The organism is Wolbachia endosymbiont (group A) of Philonthus cognatus (genome assembly GCF_947251755.1).
Classification (GTDB): Bacteria; Pseudomonadota; Alphaproteobacteria; order Rickettsiales; family Anaplasmataceae; genus Wolbachia; species Wolbachia pipientis.
This window is the reverse complement of record NZ_OX366388.1, coordinates 432,670-451,614: the sequence shown is the minus strand read 5'-3', so window position 1 is coordinate 451,614 and position 18,945 is coordinate 432,670. Positions and strand designations below refer to the sequence as shown.

Below are 18,945 nucleotides of genomic sequence, written 5' to 3'. Positions count from 1 at the left end.
GCTAATTTCTTTATTTTAAATCTGTTGAATTTCGTCTAAAGAGATGCCTACCGCTTGCAAAATAATATCAATAGAAATTCCTCCTTTTACTAAATCCTTTGCAACTTTGATTCTTTCCGCTTTCCTCACTTTTTCTTCACAAATCCGTATGCCTTCAAACAAAGATTTTATTAGTGCATTACGTAGTTCTTGGCTCTCAATTTCTTTGTATTCTTTAATCAAATCAGGTAGCTCATTTTCCACTCTACTACCTTCATCTTCCTCTATTAGTAGATCTGTAATACTAATCGATAATGTTTCTGCTATTGCATATAATTTTTCCAGTGGAATGGCCACACGTCCTTGCTCATAGTTGCTTATTTCATCACGTGTTGTATCCATTTTCTCAGCCAAATCCTTTTGAGTATACTCCCGTACTGCCCTCCACTCCTTTATCTTTTTTCCTATTTGGTAGTAGATAGAACCCGTTTTTTCTTCAACACATTCATCAGCAGACAGACCAATTGTTTTTGAAACAGTATCAACAGAAACTCCTGCTTTAACCAGACCTTTTGCAATTTTTATTCTCTCTGTTTTTTTACTACTTTTCTCACCAACTCGGGTAAATTTTGTTAGCAAGTAAAACACCTTGCGCAACTCTTGATCATTAATTATTTTATATTTTCTTACTAGATTTAATATTTCCTCTTCTTCGTTTTTAAGGCAAATTTTTTCACTTGATACAGGAACAAGATCTATGATGCCAACCGATAACACTTCTGCTATAGCATACAATTTCTCAATCGAAATTTTACGTATTCCTTTTTCATATTGTAGTACTACTTGATACGTTACGCCAATTTTTCCCGCTAAATCTTTTTGAGTGTAACCTCGCTTTAACCTCCAGCTCCTTACTTTTTGTGCTATTTGGTACCTTATGGAAACAGTAGTATGCTTTGCCATACAGAAATAGATATTATATAGGTTAATACTACCAAATAAAGATATACAAAATGTTTGCATTTTAGTTGAATATTTCTTCACAATTGTGTATAATTATTAATGCTTTCTAGGTTAATTTATCATGGCTTTTTCTAAATTTCTTGATGCACGCAACGATTATGCCTTCAAAAGAATATTTGGCACTGAGAAAAACAAAGATATTCTCATTCATTTCTTGAACGATATTTTAGGCTTTACTGGCTTAGCTGCTATTCACGATGTTGAATTCTTAGCTACCATTTTGGATCCTGAGATTGCCGCTAAAAAGCAAAGTATTGTCGATGTTCTTTGTAAAGACTCTCAAGGTTCAAGATACATTATAGAGATGCAGTTCACTAAGACCAAGGGCTTCGAAAAACGTGCTCAATATTATGCTGCCAAAGCCTACTCAAGTCAAGCTGATCAAGGTGATGATTATCATAACCTCAAAGAAATTATCTTTATTGCTGTTGCTGATTGTATTATTTTTCCAGATAAGGCTGAGTACAAATCTAATCATGTCATTTTAGATCAAAATAGCTTTGAACATGACTTAAAGGATTTTTACTTCGTATTCATAGAACTACCAAAATTTACAAAGACAAAAGAAGACCAACTAGAAAATATAGTAGAAAAATGGTGTTACTTTTTTCGCTATGCAGGAGAAACAAGGGAAGAGGATCTAGATAAGATAGTTGGTAGTGACGTAATAATAAAACGAGCTTATGAAGAGATGAATAAGTTTAATTGGTCAGAAGAAGAGTTACTAGCATATGAACAAATGAAAAAACGCATAATGGATGAGATTGCTGCTTTTGCTCAAAAATTTGATGAGGGTCTTAGAGTTGGTCAAGAAAAAGGTAGACAAGAAGGTAGGCAAGAAGAAAAAATCGAAGTTGCAAAAAACTCACTCAAGGCCGGTGTCTCTATTGATGTTATAGCTCAAATTACCGGTCTCTCTCATTCTGAAATTTCACAACTCAAAGAAAAAACATAATATTCCTACTTATCCACTTCAACATTGATGAAAATCTTTCCTAAGTTAGACATACCCCTTAATTAAGAGTCTAATGAACTATCTAAAACGTAACCGTTCACGCAATGGCGTCAACTTAAGAGCCTTCATTAGCAGACTCTCCTAAAGACATGATGGCGTTTAGGCTTATCAACTTTGTCCATTCACGGTATAAGAAAGTAGTTTACAAAAATTGCATAATTAGTATAAAAAACAATAAACTAGATAGATGAGGGGTTGATGATAGAGGTGCTACAAGAAAAGATTGTGGTATTGGAGTCAGAAGTTGGTACTCTGAAAGCAGAGAATGATAAGTTAAGGACAAAAATAATTGAGCTAGAGGATAAGCTGGGTTTAAATTCAAAAAATTCATCGCTGCCACCATCGCAAGATGTATATCGCAAAAAGACAAAAAAGAAGAGCGATAAAAAACCAGGCGGGCAGCCAGGACATGAAGCGCACAAGCGGGAATTGATGGTAGCAGATGAGGTGGTAAAATGTTCAATTGATACAATTTGCATGTGTGGAAGCCAAGTTATTTTAGAAGAAGAAACTGTGCATCAAAAGGTTGAATTGCCAAAAATTAAACCGATAGTGACTGAATATAGGCTACAAAAAGGCTACTGTAAGGCGTGTAAGAAAAGGATCTCAGCTAGTCTGCCTGAAGGTGTGACAAGGGATCTTTTAGGAGCTAATGCAAAAGCAGTAATTAGCAGTTTTAGTGGATTTTTTATCAATTCAAAAAGGGAAGTACAGCAAATTTTGAGCAGCATATTTAATCTGAATATAAGCCTAGGTTTGGTATCAAAGACCGAGGGTAGAGTATCAGAAAAATGTATATCTGAATACGAAAAAATAAGAGAAGAGCTACGGAAAAGCAAGTATTTACATATAGATGAAACAAGCCATAGGAACCAGGGAAAGAAAGGTTGGAGTTGGGTAGTAACGAATAAAACAGCAACACTTATGAAGTTAGTTGGATCTCGCGGAAAGAAGATATTAAAAGGGCTATTGCCAGAGTATGATGGAATAGTTATAAGCGATAGGTATGCTGCGTATAATTACTTTAATCGTGAAAACAGACAGATATGCTGGGCCCATTTAGCAAGGGACTTTGAAAGGTTTTTTTACAGTAAAAATGTTGAAGTGAGCAGAATTGGCGCAGCATTAAAATCGCTGAGCAACAGGGTATTTGTGGTAGATAGAGCACGTAAACAAAACCTGATAGACAATTTAAGATTTTTCCGGTTAATGAGGAAGATTCGAAAAAGGGTGAAACATTTTTTGCGAGAGATAACAAGGGTTGCAAAAGGAACTCAGGCCTCGAGAATGGCTGCCAATATACTACGTTCTGAAGATATGATGTGGAGATTCGTGCGCAATCCTGATCTGATCGAGACAACCAATAACCTTGCAGAACGTCAGGCTAGACGGTACGTCATTTATCGTAAAAATAGTTTTTTCACTTGGTCAGAACGTGGAGAAAAGTTCATTGAAAGAATGCTTTCGATATTTTTGACTGCACGTTTGAATGATCAGAATCCTGTCCAGAAACTACAGAATTTAGTCGCTATTCCTGCCTAATTGGGAATATTCCGTGAACGGTTACAGATGTGCTTAATATCGAAAACACTTTCCATAATATTTGACCATATTATCCATACTTTAAAAAACAAGTTACAACTCCTGGAAGAGAATCAATACTTTCGTCTCCCTAACATTGGTCATTTTTATCCAGTAAACCACTTATTGCACGCAATCCCCTCACTGGTGAAACTTTTACGATTCCACAAAACAAAAAAATACGTTTTAAATCCTATCTAACTTGACGTAGCTAAGCACCGCACACTCATTCCCCAGAACCACAACATCTTCTTTTGGCTCGATTAATTCTACGTTTTCTACACCATCTACAAATAGATTCGCTATTATCCATGATCTTGTAACATTCCATCCCAGTCTTCTATTTGCTTCAAACTTCTTAATGAACTGCTTCTTGATTTCTTCCTCTGATATTATAGGACTTATGCTCATTCTACTGTGGATATCTATTTCCATAATATTGCAGCCAATTACTGTTACTGTATCGGTTAAAACCCTTATATCATCTCTAGTAACCTGCTTTTTTACAATTTCCAGTAGCTCTTCTAATGCTATGCCAGTTTGTGTTGATAAAATTGAAATTTGTACTTTTCCTGGTATAGGTGATTCTACTAGTGCATCTTTTACTCTACTATCTGCTGACAGTGCATGATATTTATAATATTCCTTACTTCCTCCTGTTGACCAACCTGCTATTTTTGCTTTTACCCTCTTTCTAAATCGTTCGTCCTCTTCTTCTTTTTCTCTCTCTACTCCATAAAATTCAGCTAAATTATCAAGATCTTCTCCTTTCGCAAATTTTAGTAAATTGCTCTTTACTGCTTCATTTATTCTTTCTCTAAGCAAAAGTTCTCTCCATGCTGCTACCTCCAGAATCTTTATTGCTGGATCCGACTCTACTAATCCTGAAAAGGTTTCATCTCTACACACTAACTCCTCCTTCATTCTGGAAAAGATTTCCTCATAGCTTAGTTTTTCAATAATATTAGATGTCTGCATTTCTAAACAACTATTCCACTAATACCTATGAATTTGCCTTCTGAAAGATACATACCTTCAAGTACAAGAGTCATTTTTCCTTCTTTAGCTTCAGCAATCTTTACTTTTTCTAACTTAAATCTCTTCTCAAATTTCCCCAGTGCTTCTGCTGTTGCTGCATAGATTTCTAAAGTTAAATCCCTATTTATTGGCTTATCCACCAATTCAAATAATCTTGAGCCATAATCTCTCCTCATGATTCTACTGTTTACTGGAGTGGTCAGTATATCAATTATCGATTGCTTTAAGTGCTCTATTCCTTCTAACGCTTTTCCTGTTTTAGCATCCATACCCTTCATTTCTATTTTGCAAAAACGCTTTCACTGCCTTTTATTACTTTAAATCCACAAGAGACAAGATCACCAACTCTTCCTATACCAAACCCATTGGCAAATACTGTTTTAGATCCTTCTATTAATATTTTTCCTTCACTAAAACTATCTCTTTGCCTGCAAATTTGCTTACCATTTACAAAAACATTGTTACTGCCGCTAATGCAGAAATGTGGTATAGCTTCTCCACAGTAGTCTCCTAACCTCACTATTCCTTTGTTCAATTTAAGTCGATCCTTTCTGCTTTCAGTTTTATTCCACTTTTTGTCATTTCTATACTCGATCCTCCAGCCTTCAGTGTTATTTTGTCCACTACTTCAATCTCTAAATGATGCTTCTCTTTATCATATAACAGTCTTGTTCCATCCTGAAACTTCACACTATTTATTTCTTTTTTATTCTCGAGTGTAGGGTACTTTTCCTGGTATATTCCTGCTAACACTACTCCTAACGATAATTCACCAAGAGGAGAAAATACCACAACTTGTTCATTGATATCTGGCGGAGACCAATCTCTATCTTTTCCTGCTTTGCTCGTTATCCATGGTAAATAATCTGTTAAAAATTCTCCTATTTTTACTCTTACTTTTGCTTTTTCATAATCTACTTCTTTCACCAATCCAATACGGATAATATTCGCTAATTTTCTATTTAGCTCTGAAATTGCAAAACTATGTTCTAACATGCACTTCACCTATCTCAATAACATGTGGCATTATGCCAGTTGACCATACTGATTTACCCACATGCACTTCATGAGTCCACTCCACTAACCACACTAAATATGCATCGAGCTCTGGCCTAAAATCATCTCCTCCTCCTGATATAAATTCTCCTGGTGAAACATTTTTCACGTTCCAAGTATTTTTATTTACTACTTTCGCAACCTCAGCAGCTAATGTTCTGACAATAAGAGAAGCATTTTCGATTGTGCTATCAATCACAATTCGTGCTTCAAATTTTGCTCTTAGCGCCAGCTCCTCTGTTCCTGGATCTTTTCCTTGCTCTAGACTTGATAATTCTATAAACACCGCTGGCGCTAATAATTCTTTTCTTATCGATGGATAAATTTCACAAGTTTGAATTGCTGATATTTCTTTCTTTAATGTAGTACAAATTGCATTATGCAAATCCTTCCAATTCATCATACTCTGCAGCTCAATTCACGTTTAAAAAATTTTGTAAAGACTTTCTCAACTTCATAATTAACAAGATTCCCTATTATTCTTGAAGCCTCAGGTTCGAGTGGCAACTTAACTTCCTTTATTGGTAATGCTGCTCTTCCTTCACGTTTAAAAATACCGCTATTTCCTTTTGGCATAACTGCTGCAAATCCTCCTATAAACTCATGCTTTCCTACTTTCGATCCTCTTCTTGTTTTTTGTATTTTGCCAATTGTCGATGCTCTAATGTCATAGAGATTTGCTCTAATTGACACTTCTAATCTGCTAGTTTTCGCCTTAAAAATTCTTAATCTCTTTCTTATCAAACTTAATTTTATCTGCTTTTCCTCACTGATTTCCTTAGCTGCTTGCGCTTTTAACCATAGTGCCGTTTTGTTTAACGCTTTTATAGTTGCCAGTTTTATTTTCTGCTCTTTTCTTTCAATAGTGGAGATTATTTCATTAATATTGTTACTAATTTTAATATCAAACACTTTCTATTGCTTCAATTTTCCATATTTCACTCGAAGAATCTTTTAACAGTGGTTCAAAAATCTTGTAGAACCTTTTTTCAATCTTGATATAATCGCCTATGCTAAAGGAAGTAACGTCCTGATCACGTATTTCTACAGAAGCAATTTGCTGAGTTAATGCTCCATCTGCACCTAGAGAGTACGTAGTCTCAGGACGTTTTATTAGCACTTTTATTCTACGAATACCCTCCTTATTTCGATTACAATATATGGCTTCCACTCCTAGATGCTTAAAACAATCCTCCAATAATCGCTTAATATTCTCTTGCATATTTCTTTTTGATATACTAACCTTTACATGCTAAGAAAGCGCATACCGGTAGAGTCGTTCTGTGCCTCACCAACTTGTAATTACTCTACCAGTATGTTATGCTATAGCGACTTTTACTAATACGCCAGGTCTATGGCACATTGGCAATGGATTTGACTGCGTATGTAAATCTGTTCCTCTATCAAATCTTCTTGGCTCTTGTTTTGCATAAAGTGGTTGTCCTAGTGTGTTTACCGTTTCATTAAAATCTGCTGGTGCAAAATATGTCGTAAATGTGCTTGCTGTTCCTACTGGAAAACAGTGCCCTGTATCTTTCTCAATAAATCTTCTCACGGTTCCTTCAGGGTCAGTTGCTTGCCCTCTATATTCCTCAAATGTTATACCACAAAACGTAAATCCTGACCTCATATCATTTCGAAGCGCTGCTCCTTCTTGCCATCTCTCGTATGCTTCTTTCACTTTAGTATGTGAAGTTAGTGCATCAAAAAACTCAGGGCTTACCAAGGCATGAACTCCTGTCATATATTCACCACTTAGATTATCTTCTATATGCCGGAGTACTTCCAGACACTTACGCTTTACATCAGTTGTTGCTGTTCCTAGTGCAAAATTTACTACTTTTGGTGTTATTTCAAATTCGTTGTACAGATTTAATAATTCACTGCCATCTGCGTCTAGAATAATCCCTTTCAGCGCTCCCATTCGCAAATGCTCTAATGTTATTGCATGTTTGTTTCTCATCAATTGCAAATGATCGGTTATTACATCTGCCAGCGCTTTCAGTTCACTCTCTGATCCAAATGCCCTTATTCCTTGCACTTCTTCTGGCAGGACTACATCATCATGTGGAATATGTGGAACCGTAAATGTTCTTACCTTTCTTTTGCCACGTTTTCCTATTGTTGCTGGTGCTCCTGGAACTTGTGTTGGCAGTAAACTCAATACTCCATTATGTTCTTCTATGGTGATATGTCTAAATCTTACTGACCTACTTGGAAACAAATTTAGATTTTCAACTCGTCCATAATTTATCGGCAATATATTCATCGCATTTGTTAGTGCCGTCATGCTAAATGCTGTATTTGTAAATGGATTTTGCATTTTTTCTTTTCCCCCTTTTGTATTTTTAATAGTTTTTTTAAGCTCCCTTGCGGATAATGATTCCTCGTGCTTCAAGTTGCTTTATTGCTTCAGCTTTCTGTTCTTCAGTGATATTTGCTGGCCACACCACTGCATGATCTGCTAGTATTGCACCACGAGTAATAATTACTGCTTTGGCATTTTCTGTCGCATTTACATCGCTTGCTATTACACCTATCGCTGTTTGTGTGCCATCTGTTCCAGTGGGACTCAGTACTCTAATAAAACCATCTTCCGTCTTTTTGGCAACTACTCCACCAAGCTTAAGATTTTGACCTTTAGCTACTGTTATTTGGTCTCTTGAATATAGATTGGACACTTCATATTTCAGAAGATCGCCTAAATTATTTCCTTCAGTTATACTTATCATGTCTTTTTCTCTCCTTTTTTTATTTTTTTACCGCCGTGTTTATAACTGCTATACACCGCGGTTATTACCTTATAACTAGCCATTATGGCGCATTTTAGACACTTATTTACCGCAGAGCACTATATATGGCAGTTATAAAATTTAAATGCACCGACTTTTCGCTACCTGTATCATCAACTCTTCTCCTGAATTCTGTGGTATTGCACTCAGTATCTCTGTCTTCTTCGTTCGCTCTGCTAGCAGTTCCATTAAAACTTCCCTGGCTTGCTCAACACTTACGCTTTGCTCAATAAATTCTCCTATCTTTTCTGGCGTCTTTGATATATTACATAATCTTATTATCTCTAAAATTTCTCTACGATAGTTCTCCTCAGTTAACTCATTAGTTGTCATACTAACACTCCTACTTTTATGATTATTGATAAATTCAAAAAATGTTGTAACTCCATCTGCAACACCTATTTCTACTGCTTTCTCCCCAAAATATAGCCCTGCCTCTGTTGATCGAATCTTTTCAATTGAAAGACCTCTGTTCCTTGCTATTAGCTGCACAAACATTTCATATAGTCGGTCTACTTCTTTTTGTAAGCTTCCCAGACTTTCAGACGTTATTGGCTCATGCGGATTTAAATCGTTTTTTCTACTTCCTGCAAATACTGTGGTATATTTTATTCCACATTTTTCATCAAATCCACTTTGATCTATATGACTTGCTATTACTCCTATACTTCCTACTCCTGAAGTTCTACTCACAAGTACCTTTTCAGCGCTAGAGGCTATAGCGTACGCAGCAGAATATGCATCATCATTTGCTATTGCAATAATTCTCTTTTTTGTTCTTGATTCATAAATAAAATCAGCCAAGTCGAAAATACCGTTTACTTCTCCTCCTGGGCTATCTATTTCCAGTATAATTGTCTCTATACTACTATCTGCTAATCCTTGTGTAATTTGTTCTTCTATTTGCTCATATGATGTCATCCCGAGCATTTCATCAAACGCACCTGGTTTTTTGGTCAAAATTCCATGTATTGGTATTATTGCTGTTCTTGCTATATTTTGATTTATTGCATGTTTTATATTTTTAAATATAGTCTGTTTTCCGTTATATAGCGACAACAAGTCAAAGCTTTTTTGCTCTATCATCATCGGTTTGCACATCCAGTTGGTTTGTAAAATTTTCATAATGTAAATGAGATTTATTTTGTTTGTGTTCTGACATCAGAATCAAAGAGAAGGTTGAAAGAATCAGCACGCTTTTGATCTTCTGCTATTTCTTGATCTATTTCTTCTACATCGTAACCCATTTCTGATACTACTTCTGAGCGACTCTTAAATCCATTTCTTACTGCCATTTGCTGTGCTTGCTGGTCTTTCAGTGGATCCACCCAATCAAATCCCTGTGGTATCCATTTTACTTCTTCTTTCGCTGCTTTTACTACTTTTTCATCTATACTCAGTTCTCCACAAAACACTGCTAATTCTAGCCATCTATTCCAAATAGGTCTACAAAACTGGAACACTATCACGTTATGCTGTAACATTGCGCACCTTCTGCGAAACTCTATCAACCCTGCCCGAATGGATGAATAATTAACGCTTGTTAAATCTCCTGTTAGCTGCTCATATGTTATTCCTGTACCTATTGCTATTGCCCTCAGTTGCTGTCTCATAAACGCTTCATAACTTCCTCCAACATCTGATCAACTATGTTTTTTTAAATTTTTTGAATTTAGTTTTATTACAACTCTTGTTTATAACTTTGTATTTTTATTCAATTAAAAAATGTATTTTTGGTAACAAAAACCCTAGTTTACTACAGAAAGAAATTTATATCAAACAACTACCACTGCTTAGACCGTATGGTTGATGAATATGTGCTTTAAATTTGTGTGGGCGCACATATTCATCAACCTATTTTCTATGCAGATTTTAAAAATTTACGTTGACTGCTTCTTTAAGTCTTGCATTAGCAATCACTATAATTTTACGCATTAGAGCTGTTATAGCTACCATCTTTTTTTTACCTCTACCAATGAGATCAGAATAAAAAGCACCAAGTACAGATTTAGACTTTGCAGCAGCCATAGCAGCAGTAAAAAGCTTTGCACGAACATTGCTTCTACCACCTGTTATCCTTCGGTAACCAATAGTTTTACCGCTTTCTTTTGGATGCGGGGCAACTCCAGCAAGACTTGCAACTTCTTTTTTGTTTAAGTAGCCAAGTTCTGGCATCAGGCATACAAAATCTTGAGATAACTTGATACCTATTCCCGGTACTGTTCTAAGTATTTTTTGGCGCTTTTGTAACTCTAGATTTTCATCAATGATTTTTTGTATTGCATTATTGATCTCATTTATCTGACCGTTAAAAAAGTCAATGGTTTTTTGGCAACTTTCTTTTATATGCTCGTTTTCAGGTGCTTTCAGTCTACATTTCTCTTGAACTCTCATTTGTGTAATGTCATCACGTCGTTGACAAAGTGCAACTAAGGCTGTTTGTTCTTTTGACATAGGCACAAATAGAGATAGAGTACTATAGCGTTCACATCCATATTGAGCAAGAGCTCTTGCATCTGATTGATCAGACTTTGCTAAAGTTCCATGAGATATGACAAAGCTTTTTACTTTGCGAGTATTAGCTCGATGTACAGCAACATTCTTATCAACAAGAAAATGTGCTAAGCCAAGCTCATATTTTCCAGTGTTTTCCAAAGTTACTAGAGAATTAGGTAGGATATCTGAAAATTTTTGAAACAACTGTTGCCAACCAGTAGCATCATTGTCAAACTTGATAGTGCTCTTTTGGTTGTGAGTTGCGGCAACATTTTTAAATTTTCCGATATCAATTCCAATGAAATTTTGATAAGATGTAATCATAATAAATAACCTCGATAGTTTAATTAATTTAAGATTGTAAACGGGTGCATACATATGTCCCATGCAACTATTCAAACGTATCGAGAGATGGGGCTAGTGTACCTTGATCTGAACGGTTGTAATACCAATGGCTCTTCGGTCGCACATGCCCGTGATAGCCCTATTCCTATAGTGAGTAGGGTTATCTTTCCCTCTTATCTCTTTTATATCACATTTTTAACTTACAATGGCTCTGAAAATTTTATGTCCTCTCCTGGGTCTAAAAGCTGCATTGTTCCAGGTTCCAGGCCAGATAGTGCTACTCCTTGCTCACTTGCTTCACCTTCTCCCATGATATTTGCTTCTGGATCAAGTCTCGTAATAAATCCCGCAAACATTGCTGCAGTCTTTTTTCGTACTAATTCTGCATCATCATATTGATCAAGTTCATAGAGCTTTAGCAGTATACTCGAAAGCCATGGCTCTCCTCTAATTTGCCCAGGTCTTAGTGGTCTATAAATATGTAAAACATCATTTGCTGGTACTCTTACTGATTCTCCAAATGAGCCTTCGCCTGGATGTTCTCTAAATAAGTAATATGCTTCTCTTTGCCCAAGCTTGTTAAACTCAATCCCGTTTCTTATTACATTACCATTTGCTAAAGTTTGATTTGTTTTATTGTCTAAATGTTCAGACTCAAGTACTTGCAGTTGTAGTGGTACAGAAAATCTATCTTCCAGCTTTCTCGTTCTTAAACGTACAAAACATTCTCCTCCCTCTATCATACTTCTGCATACTAGAGCTTGTAATCCATAAAAATCACTTACTCCACTACTGTCTGCTTCATCTGTCCATCTTAGCCATAATTCTTGCACCTTCTTTCGAAATTCTCCATCTCTTGCTTTTGATTGTGGTTTTATTCCTGTTCCAATAGAGTTACTTACTATCGTATCAATTATATTTGCAGCGTAAGGATTTTTTCTCACCATATCACGTGATCTACTACGTAAAGTTTCAAGGCTTTGAGACAGCAAATTGTTTATACTTCCTAACTCTGGTTGAAAGTGAAAAAATCTTCTTCCTGAGCCTGCTGCATCCCAGGCTGAACTTTTGATTTTTGGCTTGTTGAATAATTGTTTGAAGGTTTTTAGTAGCATTTATAAAATTCCTTTACTCGTTGAAAAAATAATTTTCCTCTTTGGCTCCACTCCAGCAATCTTTAGCTCAGCTTTAATTCGTTGTCTTAAGTTTAGTAAATCATTTATATCTACTTCTGCATATCTTACCACATGATCACCATATGCAATTGATACTACTCGCTCTCCGTTTTGCAGCTTCTTTATCGCTTCTTCGACTTGAATTAAATAATCTTCGTTATACATTTATTACTTGCTGATCCATTTGCTTTTGACTATTTTCTTTGATTTTTTACTTTCCGGTTTTTCACTTAAACTATTCCATTTACTCTCTGGCCATCTGTCTATTCCCAGTGCTATCGATGCTGCTCTTGCATAAATTCGGCAATCTAGTACTTCATTTCTTTCTCTTACCTTTTGCCACTCTTGTTTGGTATATCCTTTTACTACTTTGCTGACTAATTGCTCTGCCGTTAGTTGCTTAAAATACTCAGGTGCATACTCGGGAAAATGACAATACCCTGGCGGTGTTTCTTCACCTTCTTTTAAAATATTAAGTAATTGAAAAAGCTCTGACTTTAATATCGATACTCCGACTGGCCAGAGCTTTATTCCTCTTTTCAGCTTTTGCCCTCCAACTGTTATATCTACTCTACTTGGGCTGCTCAGCGGCACTAGTGCTTTATTTACACCTTTCACTGCCATTACTCTTCCAGACCCTTGATGACTTCTCACCCAGTTGTAAACTTCCTGCGTTGCATACCCTGCATCAACCGCCATCATACTTATCATATATTCAAGCCCATTTTCACCAATAAAATGATGATTGAGGAGCTCCGAAAGCTTTTTCCATACTTCTCTACTTCCTGTATCTCCTTCAAATACTCGGTAGTCTATTGACCAACTTTCACGACTTTTTCCCCATGCTACAACTTCCACCTCTAGACGATCTTTTTGGACATCTACTCCTGCAGTAAGTACCACTTCTCTCCTTGGTACTGTGCCAATCTGAAAAAATTCTCTCCTGTTAAATAATTGCTTCCAATCAGGTACTTCTCCTTTATCTACCCAGGTTTCTCCAAGCGTTGTGTTGATCCAAACTTTCAGTAATTGTTCACTTTCCTTTGCATGCAGAAAATCCTCTACTGCTTGTTGCCAACTATACCACCCAACTGGGCTATAAAGACTTGAAAGGTGAAATCCTATTACTTTGCTATTGTGTACTTGATTTGTAGCTCTCCATTCTCCACGTTCAAGCATCTCTGTCTTTTGATGATTTTCTATCTTTTCACCACATTCTATACATATATAGTGTGCTGTACTTGGATTTTTATCTTCCCATTTTATTTGTGACCATTTTAGAACTTGATAGTAATTACAATACGGACAGGGAACAAAAAAATATCTCTTATCTGTTGCTTCAAATTCTTTCTCAATTCTGCTTATTCCATGAATCGTTGGTGTCGATACTAAAAAAATCTTTCGCCTTGCAAATGTATTAGTTCGAGCAATACTGAGCAGTACTGGATCTCCTTCTCCTCCTGAATCTCCTGGGTAGGCATCTATTTCATCAAGAAAGAGATATTTTACTGGCATAGATCTCAGTCCTACACTACTATTCGCTCCAGTTATTACTACTATTCCACCTGGAAACTCCTTACTTTGTACAGTATTCCCTGAATCTCTTGACCTTGGGTCTTTTACTTTACTTTTTAAACATGGTGTACTCTCTATTAACGGTGCAAATCTTCCCTTCGACCAACGTTTTCCCATTTCAACTGTTGGCTGTACTACCAGCATTGGACCTGGTGTTTGATCGATGATATAGCCAATCCAATTGTTGCCAGCTTCTGTTCCCCCAATCTGCGCTCCTTTCATGAATACTACTTTTTCTGCAGGTGAAGATGGTGATAGTGAATCCATTATTTCTTTTAAATAAGGAGTTCTTTCTGTTCTCCATTTACCTGGCTCTGATGCTGCAGTTGGCGCTAAAACTCGATACTCATTCGCCCACTCTGATACTTTAAGCTGGGGATCTGGCCTTAAACCTTCAGAAAAAGATGTAGCGTATATCATTGTCTGCATCTACTCATAACTGGTTCTATCTCGACATCATTAACAATAGAACTACACTCATCCAATTCCATAAACATCTTTTTCTGAAATTCCTTTTCTATATATCTTTTGCTCATCTCACTTATCATTATTGCTATAACAAGCGCAAATACCCCTGTTATTGTTGCAAAAATGATTGCACTGCTTATTGTTGTTGTTATCAACCCTATATATACTGCTACTGCTATTGCGCTGACTGTAGTATAGATGCAGATAATATTATTATGTTTTTTCGTCCTTTTATCTGCTATTTCTCTCTGTGCTATATATTTATTATGAAGGGTTGGAAAATTAACAACGGTATCTCTGCAGAGCAAAGACCCATTTTTTTCAGTAAACAAAACTTTAAGTAACTCTAAATTGTTTGATTTAATTGCTAAATGTAAAACAGGTGTATAATTTGCTCCTTTTTTCAGCAATAACTTTACTACATGTAAATGCCCTTTTTCCGCAGCAAGGTAAACCGGTGATAAACCTTTATTATTTACAATATCAATATCGATTTCTTCTCTTAAAATTGCATCTACAATCTCAATTTCTCCTCTTTGTGCAGCTAAATGGAGTAGACTATTCTTTTCAGAACCGTATTTATTACTCATCAAAGCCTTCTTTATCTCAGGTTTAGCGTAATCAAATGGTGTTTTACCGCTATCGTCTTTTACCAGAGGGTCTATATCTTCTCGCGTTAGTAAAACTTCTATTGTTTTTAGTCTTTCAGCATAATGTAGTGGTGTTTTATTTTCGTAGTCTTGCAAATTTACTTGAGCATTAGGCTCCTTTATTAAGGATTTGAGGATATCAAGACATAAGTCTCTTTCATCGTAATTAGCATTACTTACAGCTATATGCACAGGTGACAATTTCATTGAGTTTTGTCCCATGCGTGCACTATTCACATCTGCTCCAAGCTTCAGCAGTAACTTTACTATCTCCAACTTTTTATTATTAACTGCATAGTGCATTGGTGTCTGATTTCGTGCATCAAAGACATCTATTTCAGCTTTTCCTTCTCTTATCAAAATCTTTACAACTTCTGCATGTCCTATGCCTGCTGCTAGATGTAATGGAGTATGGTGCAAAGCATTTCGTACATTAACGTCAATACCTTTTCTGATCAAATATCTCACTGCATTAATTTCACCTATCATTGCAGCTAAATGAAGTAAGCTATCTTGTTCTGACCCGTACTTGTTATTAATTAGTGCTTGTAATATTTCTGCTTTTTTCCCTTCTTTGGCGTAATCAAGAGATGTTTTACCTTCATTATCTTCCACAAAAGGATTAATGTTCTTCTTCGTGAGTAACAAATCTACCATGCTTAATTCATCAAACTCTATAGCGCAATGCAGTGGAGTTTTTCCGTTTAACCCTCTGACATTAACATCTAATCCAGGTTGATTGATTAAACACTTTATTAACTCTAAACTTAAGTTATCAGCCATTTTGTATTCAAAATCTTTTTATATTTTAAATTTAGCGTTAGATAATTCTTCAAGTGAGTTTGTAATCTCTTCAGTTAGCGTCTCGTGAATTTTTTCAGTGTCACTCAGTGATGCAAGCAGTGCTGAAACTCTATTTGGAACATTAAGCAAATTATTACGTACAACTCTTGCTACGTTAAATGCCTCACTTTTTACTTCCTCTACTGCTACAAGTTCTCCTATTTCAGCTTTTGCCTTTGCTTCTAGCAACCTTCCTCGCTCCATTTCATTTTTTATTCGCGTTTTTAGCAACATTGTAGAAAGGTTATTTGTATTTTCGTTTTCTGGATTTTTCCTCCTAAGTGGCTGACTTGGATCTCTTATTGCTGCCACCGCTTCATTTGCTTGTTCTCTATTGATCAAACCATCCTCCAACTCAACTATTCCTTTTTTTACTAAATAACAGACATATTGCTTTGATACTCCTATCTCTCTTGCCCATTCTGTTTGTGTGATTTTCACTTTTTTTTCTCCTCTCTCTTGTTTCTACGAATTTTCTTCTTGAATCTCTGAAAAGGTTTTGCCAGTATCAGCAATTTCCTACCTGTTTATACTTGCCGGCGTCTTAGAGCCTGTTCATAATCTTTTCAGGAGTAAAGCAGTAAAGGCTAGAACAACCATTTGCAGGCTAGTATTGAGTTTCCGCTCGCAATTTTTCCACAATCGCCTACATTTTTCCAACCAAGCAAAAGATCTCTCAACAACCCATCTTTTCGGCAATACAGCAAAGGTGTGTAATTCGCTGCGCTTTATCACTTCAACAGTTGCTCCAATAATATCTTTTATTTGAGTTGCAAATTTTTCTCCCGTATAACCCGCATCAACCAGTATATTTTGGACTTCAGAGAGGTTTTCTCTTGCATTTTCGATCATTTTTACAGCACTGCTACGGTCAGTTATTTCTGCTGTTGTGATATAAATTGCGTGTGGTAAACCTTCAGTATCAACTGCAATATGGCGTTTTATTCCTGAAATCTTTTTACCAGCGTCGTAGCCCTTATTTTGAGCAGTATCTGCATTTTTTACGCTCTGAGCATCAATTATACAGAAACTGGTTTTCTCTTTCTGACCATTGTTTTGTCGGACCACGCCAACTAATTTTTTTTAACACACATTCCAAAGTACTTTTTTTGTCTTCGCTTGGTTTTTCACTCCATTTTTTAAAGTAGTCGTAACAACTTCTCCATCTTGGGAATTCTTGTGGCAACATTCTCCACTGGCAGCCACTTTTTAAGACATACAATACTGCACAGAATACTTCATATAAATCAAGCTTTCTTGGCTTTGTCTTTCTTCTGCAGGACTCTAGATCTGGTAGAATAATCTTGAATTTTTCTCGACTTATGTCGCTTGGGTATAAACTTCTCATATATCCTAATCTATATTCACTATCTCTTAATTTATCCTTTTCTTGAGATCATGTACAGGTTCTTAGAGATATTTTACTAATATAGAGCGAAGTACTCCGGTTTATAGCTGCTTTCTTTTTACATAGTGAAATTTGGCCATTTTCAACTAATACTATAAATTGCATCTTTGTAGTTATGAGATTCAACCACTACTTGCTCTAGCGTTAAACTGCTGCATTTGGCATCTTTACTATGGTTTTCTTCAAGCGCTTTTGTCCTTGCTTCCTTTATTTCCTCAATGAACTTTCCATTAACTTTTTCTGGTTCAATTCTTTCCTCACAATATACAAGATTTGTGCAATTTGTTTTTCTGTAGTAATGTACTCCAAGGAATATCACTGATAGTGCAAGTATACTCGAGCCTATAAGTAGTGATAACCCTACGTTATTAATCAAAGCGTTCTGGTAAAACTTCTGTACACTATTAATACCACCTTCTACATACAGTAATAAAGGCAATACTATATTTGCAGCAACCAAACTGCTTAATAATGCTGTAAATAATGGCCTATCTTTGATTACTGATTCTACTTTATTTCTTCTACTAATGACTTTGTCGTCAATATTAATGAAGTTGTTCTTACCCTCCCAAGCGTTAAGTGTAAAATGCGAATGAGTACCATTGCCGTATTCCAGTTTGACTGATTTTATTACTTTATCTTTTGATTGATACTCTCGCACCTGATTCAAAGTTTCATTCGCATTCTTTCTCCCTATTTGACACTCTTCAGTATCTCTAAATTGCTTTATTCCACAAAATATCGGACTAATTGCAACCAATAATGCAACAGCTAGAATTGGTATAGTTACATAGATGACACTGTTTGCAAAAAATGCAATAAATTGTGCTTTATCCTGTAAATATACCAAAGCTGCAGAAACGCTAAGTGCAACAGCAGCTATACCGAAAATTATAAATTCCTTCTGCTGCACTGCATATTTTACTCTTGGCAAAATTCTATTTGTTTTCTTTTCTTTTTTAATTAACGGGGTTTCTTCATTATCACTTTTTTCTGATGAGCTAGTTGAAAGTGTAACTGGACTATCATGATTTAATGACATATTCTCCCATCCTTGATTGCCACAAGACTCACTCATTTCTGTTACTTGAGAATTTGATCTTGTCATCTCTGCACTTCTATTGTCTATTCCACTATCACTTCCTTCCAAACTCTTTTTTAAAAATTTTGTATTCAGATCTACAGGTTCACCAATTATATCTTCTGATCCTTTCTTAATTGATGTTTCTTCAGAATTTGACTTTTCCATCTCCGGACTTTGATCGTTTATTTCACCATCTAAACCTCTTTTCGAGAATTTTTTATTTTTGTCTATAGTTGCATACATAGGTTCTCCTATAGCTTCTTGCTCATCACATTTTTCTCCATTTAATTGGAAAGAAGAATGTGGTAGCTTTGGTGGTGCAATATCCTGAATAATACTCAACCGATGATTTTCTGCTGTTCTAGGTGAAGGTGGAGCTACATTTCTAATATTGTCCTTCTCCAACATTCCATTCCT

21 protein-coding genes and 2 pseudogenes are annotated in these 18,945 nt (G+C 35.9%); 3 read left to right on the top strand and 20 right to left on the bottom strand.

The window, feature by feature from the left end; translation table 11 throughout:
• Positions 1–15 precede the first annotated feature (15 nt).
• Positions 16–942 (bottom strand): WO male-killing family protein Wmk, encoded by a 927-nt coding sequence (gene wmk / locus OPR21_RS02255; RefSeq protein WP_265030110.1) that lies wholly within the window; start codon positions 940–942, stop codon positions 16–18.
• Positions 943–1,063: 121 nt separating this feature from the next.
• Here wmk and OPR21_RS02250 point away from each other — a divergent pair, with 121 nt between their 5' ends.
• From OPR21_RS02250 to OPR21_RS08525, 3 genes are all read left to right on the top strand, one after another.
• Positions 1,064–1,957 carry an Rpn family recombination-promoting nuclease/putative transposase gene (locus tag OPR21_RS02250; protein ID WP_265030109.1) on the top strand — a complete coding sequence of 298 codons (894 nt, stop codon included), beginning with the start codon at positions 1,064–1,066 and terminating at the stop codon, positions 1,955–1,957.
• A 258-nt stretch (positions 1,958–2,215) separates the two neighbouring features.
• Positions 2,216–3,559 carry an IS66 family transposase gene (gene tnpC / locus OPR21_RS02245; RefSeq protein ID WP_265022247.1) on the top strand — a complete coding sequence of 448 codons (1,344 nt, stop codon included), beginning with the start codon at positions 2,216–2,218 and terminating at the stop codon, positions 3,557–3,559.
• Positions 3,560–3,723: 164 nt separating this feature from the next.
• The gene (locus OPR21_RS08525; protein ID WP_406829258.1) at positions 3,724–3,804 is read left to right on the top strand and encodes an HU family DNA-binding protein; all 81 of its coding nucleotides are present in this window, start codon (positions 3,724–3,726) and stop codon (positions 3,802–3,804) included.
• Here OPR21_RS08525 and OPR21_RS02240 read toward each other — a convergent pair.
• From OPR21_RS02240 to OPR21_RS02150, 19 genes and pseudogenes are all read right to left on the bottom strand, one after another.
• Complete coding sequence (locus OPR21_RS02240; protein ID WP_265030108.1) at positions 3,785–4,576, bottom strand: baseplate assembly protein; 792 nt, start codon at positions 4,574–4,576, stop codon at positions 3,785–3,787. The genes OPR21_RS08525 and OPR21_RS02240 overlap by 20 nt on opposite strands.
• A gap of 2 nt (positions 4,577–4,578) precedes the next feature.
• The gene (locus tag OPR21_RS02235) at positions 4,579–4,914 is read right to left on the bottom strand and encodes a GPW/gp25 family protein (protein WP_265030107.1); all 336 of its coding nucleotides are present in this window, start codon (positions 4,912–4,914) and stop codon (positions 4,579–4,581) included.
• 2 nt (positions 4,915–4,916) lie between these two features.
• Positions 4,917–5,171: a PAAR domain-containing protein gene (locus tag OPR21_RS02230; protein WP_265030106.1), complete on the bottom strand. Its 255-nt coding sequence runs from the start codon at positions 5,169–5,171 to the stop codon at positions 4,917–4,919.
• Positions 5,168–5,632 carry a phage baseplate assembly protein V gene (locus OPR21_RS02225; RefSeq protein WP_264687483.1) on the bottom strand — a complete coding sequence of 155 codons (465 nt, stop codon included), beginning with the start codon at positions 5,630–5,632 and terminating at the stop codon, positions 5,168–5,170. Before OPR21_RS02225 ends, OPR21_RS02230 begins: the two co-directional genes overlap by 4 nt.
• Complete coding sequence (locus OPR21_RS02220; protein WP_265030294.1) at positions 5,619–6,092, bottom strand: hypothetical protein; 474 nt, start codon at positions 6,090–6,092, stop codon at positions 5,619–5,621. Before OPR21_RS02220 ends, OPR21_RS02225 begins: the two co-directional genes overlap by 14 nt.
• Complete coding sequence (locus tag OPR21_RS02215) at positions 6,092–6,604, bottom strand: phage tail protein (protein WP_406829255.1); 513 nt, start codon at positions 6,602–6,604, stop codon at positions 6,092–6,094. The genes OPR21_RS02220 and OPR21_RS02215 overlap by 1 nt, the downstream gene beginning before the upstream one ends.
• Positions 6,597–6,914 (bottom strand): head-tail joining protein, encoded by a 318-nt coding sequence (locus tag OPR21_RS02210; RefSeq protein WP_265030105.1) that lies wholly within the window; start codon positions 6,912–6,914, stop codon positions 6,597–6,599. Before OPR21_RS02210 ends, OPR21_RS02215 begins: the two co-directional genes overlap by 8 nt.
• Positions 6,915–7,010: 96 nt before the next feature.
• A complete protein-coding gene (locus OPR21_RS02205; protein ID WP_265030104.1) occupies positions 7,011–8,015 on the bottom strand; it encodes a major capsid protein in 1,005 nt (334 codons plus the stop codon).
• 37 nt (positions 8,016–8,052) lie between these two features.
• Positions 8,053–8,424 carry a head decoration protein gene (locus OPR21_RS02200; protein WP_265030103.1) on the bottom strand — a complete coding sequence of 124 codons (372 nt, stop codon included), beginning with the start codon at positions 8,422–8,424 and terminating at the stop codon, positions 8,053–8,055.
• 141 nt (positions 8,425–8,565) lie between these two features.
• Complete coding sequence (locus tag OPR21_RS02195) at positions 8,566–9,609, bottom strand: S49 family peptidase (RefSeq protein ID WP_265030102.1); 1,044 nt, start codon at positions 9,607–9,609, stop codon at positions 8,566–8,568.
• Positions 9,610–9,623: 14 nt separating this feature from the next.
• A pseudogene (locus OPR21_RS02190) lies at positions 9,624–10,127 on the bottom strand (phage portal protein); the annotation flags it as partial.
• 229 nt (positions 10,128–10,356) lie between these two features.
• The gene (locus tag OPR21_RS02185) at positions 10,357–11,304 is read right to left on the bottom strand and encodes an IS110 family RNA-guided transposase (protein ID WP_265029711.1); all 948 of its coding nucleotides are present in this window, start codon (positions 11,302–11,304) and stop codon (positions 10,357–10,359) included.
• A 227-nt stretch (positions 11,305–11,531) separates the two neighbouring features.
• Positions 11,532–12,440, bottom strand: a pseudogene (locus OPR21_RS02180) (phage portal protein); the annotation flags it as partial.
• On the bottom strand, positions 12,441–12,665 hold the full coding sequence (locus tag OPR21_RS02175; protein WP_019236402.1) for a gpW family head-tail joining protein: 225 nt from the start codon (positions 12,663–12,665) through the stop codon (positions 12,441–12,443).
• Positions 12,666–12,668: 3 nt separating this feature from the next.
• Entirely contained in the window at positions 12,669–14,495 is a 1,827-nt protein-coding gene (locus OPR21_RS02170; protein ID WP_015588998.1) for a phage terminase large subunit family protein, read from the bottom strand.
• Complete coding sequence (locus OPR21_RS02165; protein ID WP_015588999.1) at positions 14,492–15,976, bottom strand: ankyrin repeat domain-containing protein; 1,485 nt, start codon at positions 15,974–15,976, stop codon at positions 14,492–14,494. Before OPR21_RS02165 ends, OPR21_RS02170 begins: the two co-directional genes overlap by 4 nt.
• A gap of 18 nt (positions 15,977–15,994) precedes the next feature.
• The gene (locus tag OPR21_RS02160; protein WP_015589000.1) at positions 15,995–16,477 is read right to left on the bottom strand and encodes a hypothetical protein; all 483 of its coding nucleotides are present in this window, start codon (positions 16,475–16,477) and stop codon (positions 15,995–15,997) included.
• Positions 16,478–16,591: 114 nt separating this feature from the next.
• A protein-coding gene (locus OPR21_RS02155; RefSeq protein ID WP_395460333.1) for an IS5 family transposase occupies positions 16,592–17,384 on the bottom strand; the annotation gives its coding sequence in 2 pieces (ribosomal slippage) (positions 16,592–17,119 and positions 17,121–17,384; 792 coding nt in all).
• Between the two features lie 142 nt (positions 17,385–17,526).
• Positions 17,527–18,936, bottom strand: a complete 1,410-nt coding sequence (locus OPR21_RS02150; protein ID WP_265030101.1) for a hypothetical protein — start codon at positions 18,934–18,936, stop codon at positions 17,527–17,529.
• Between the last annotated feature and the right edge of the window lie 9 nt (positions 18,937–18,945).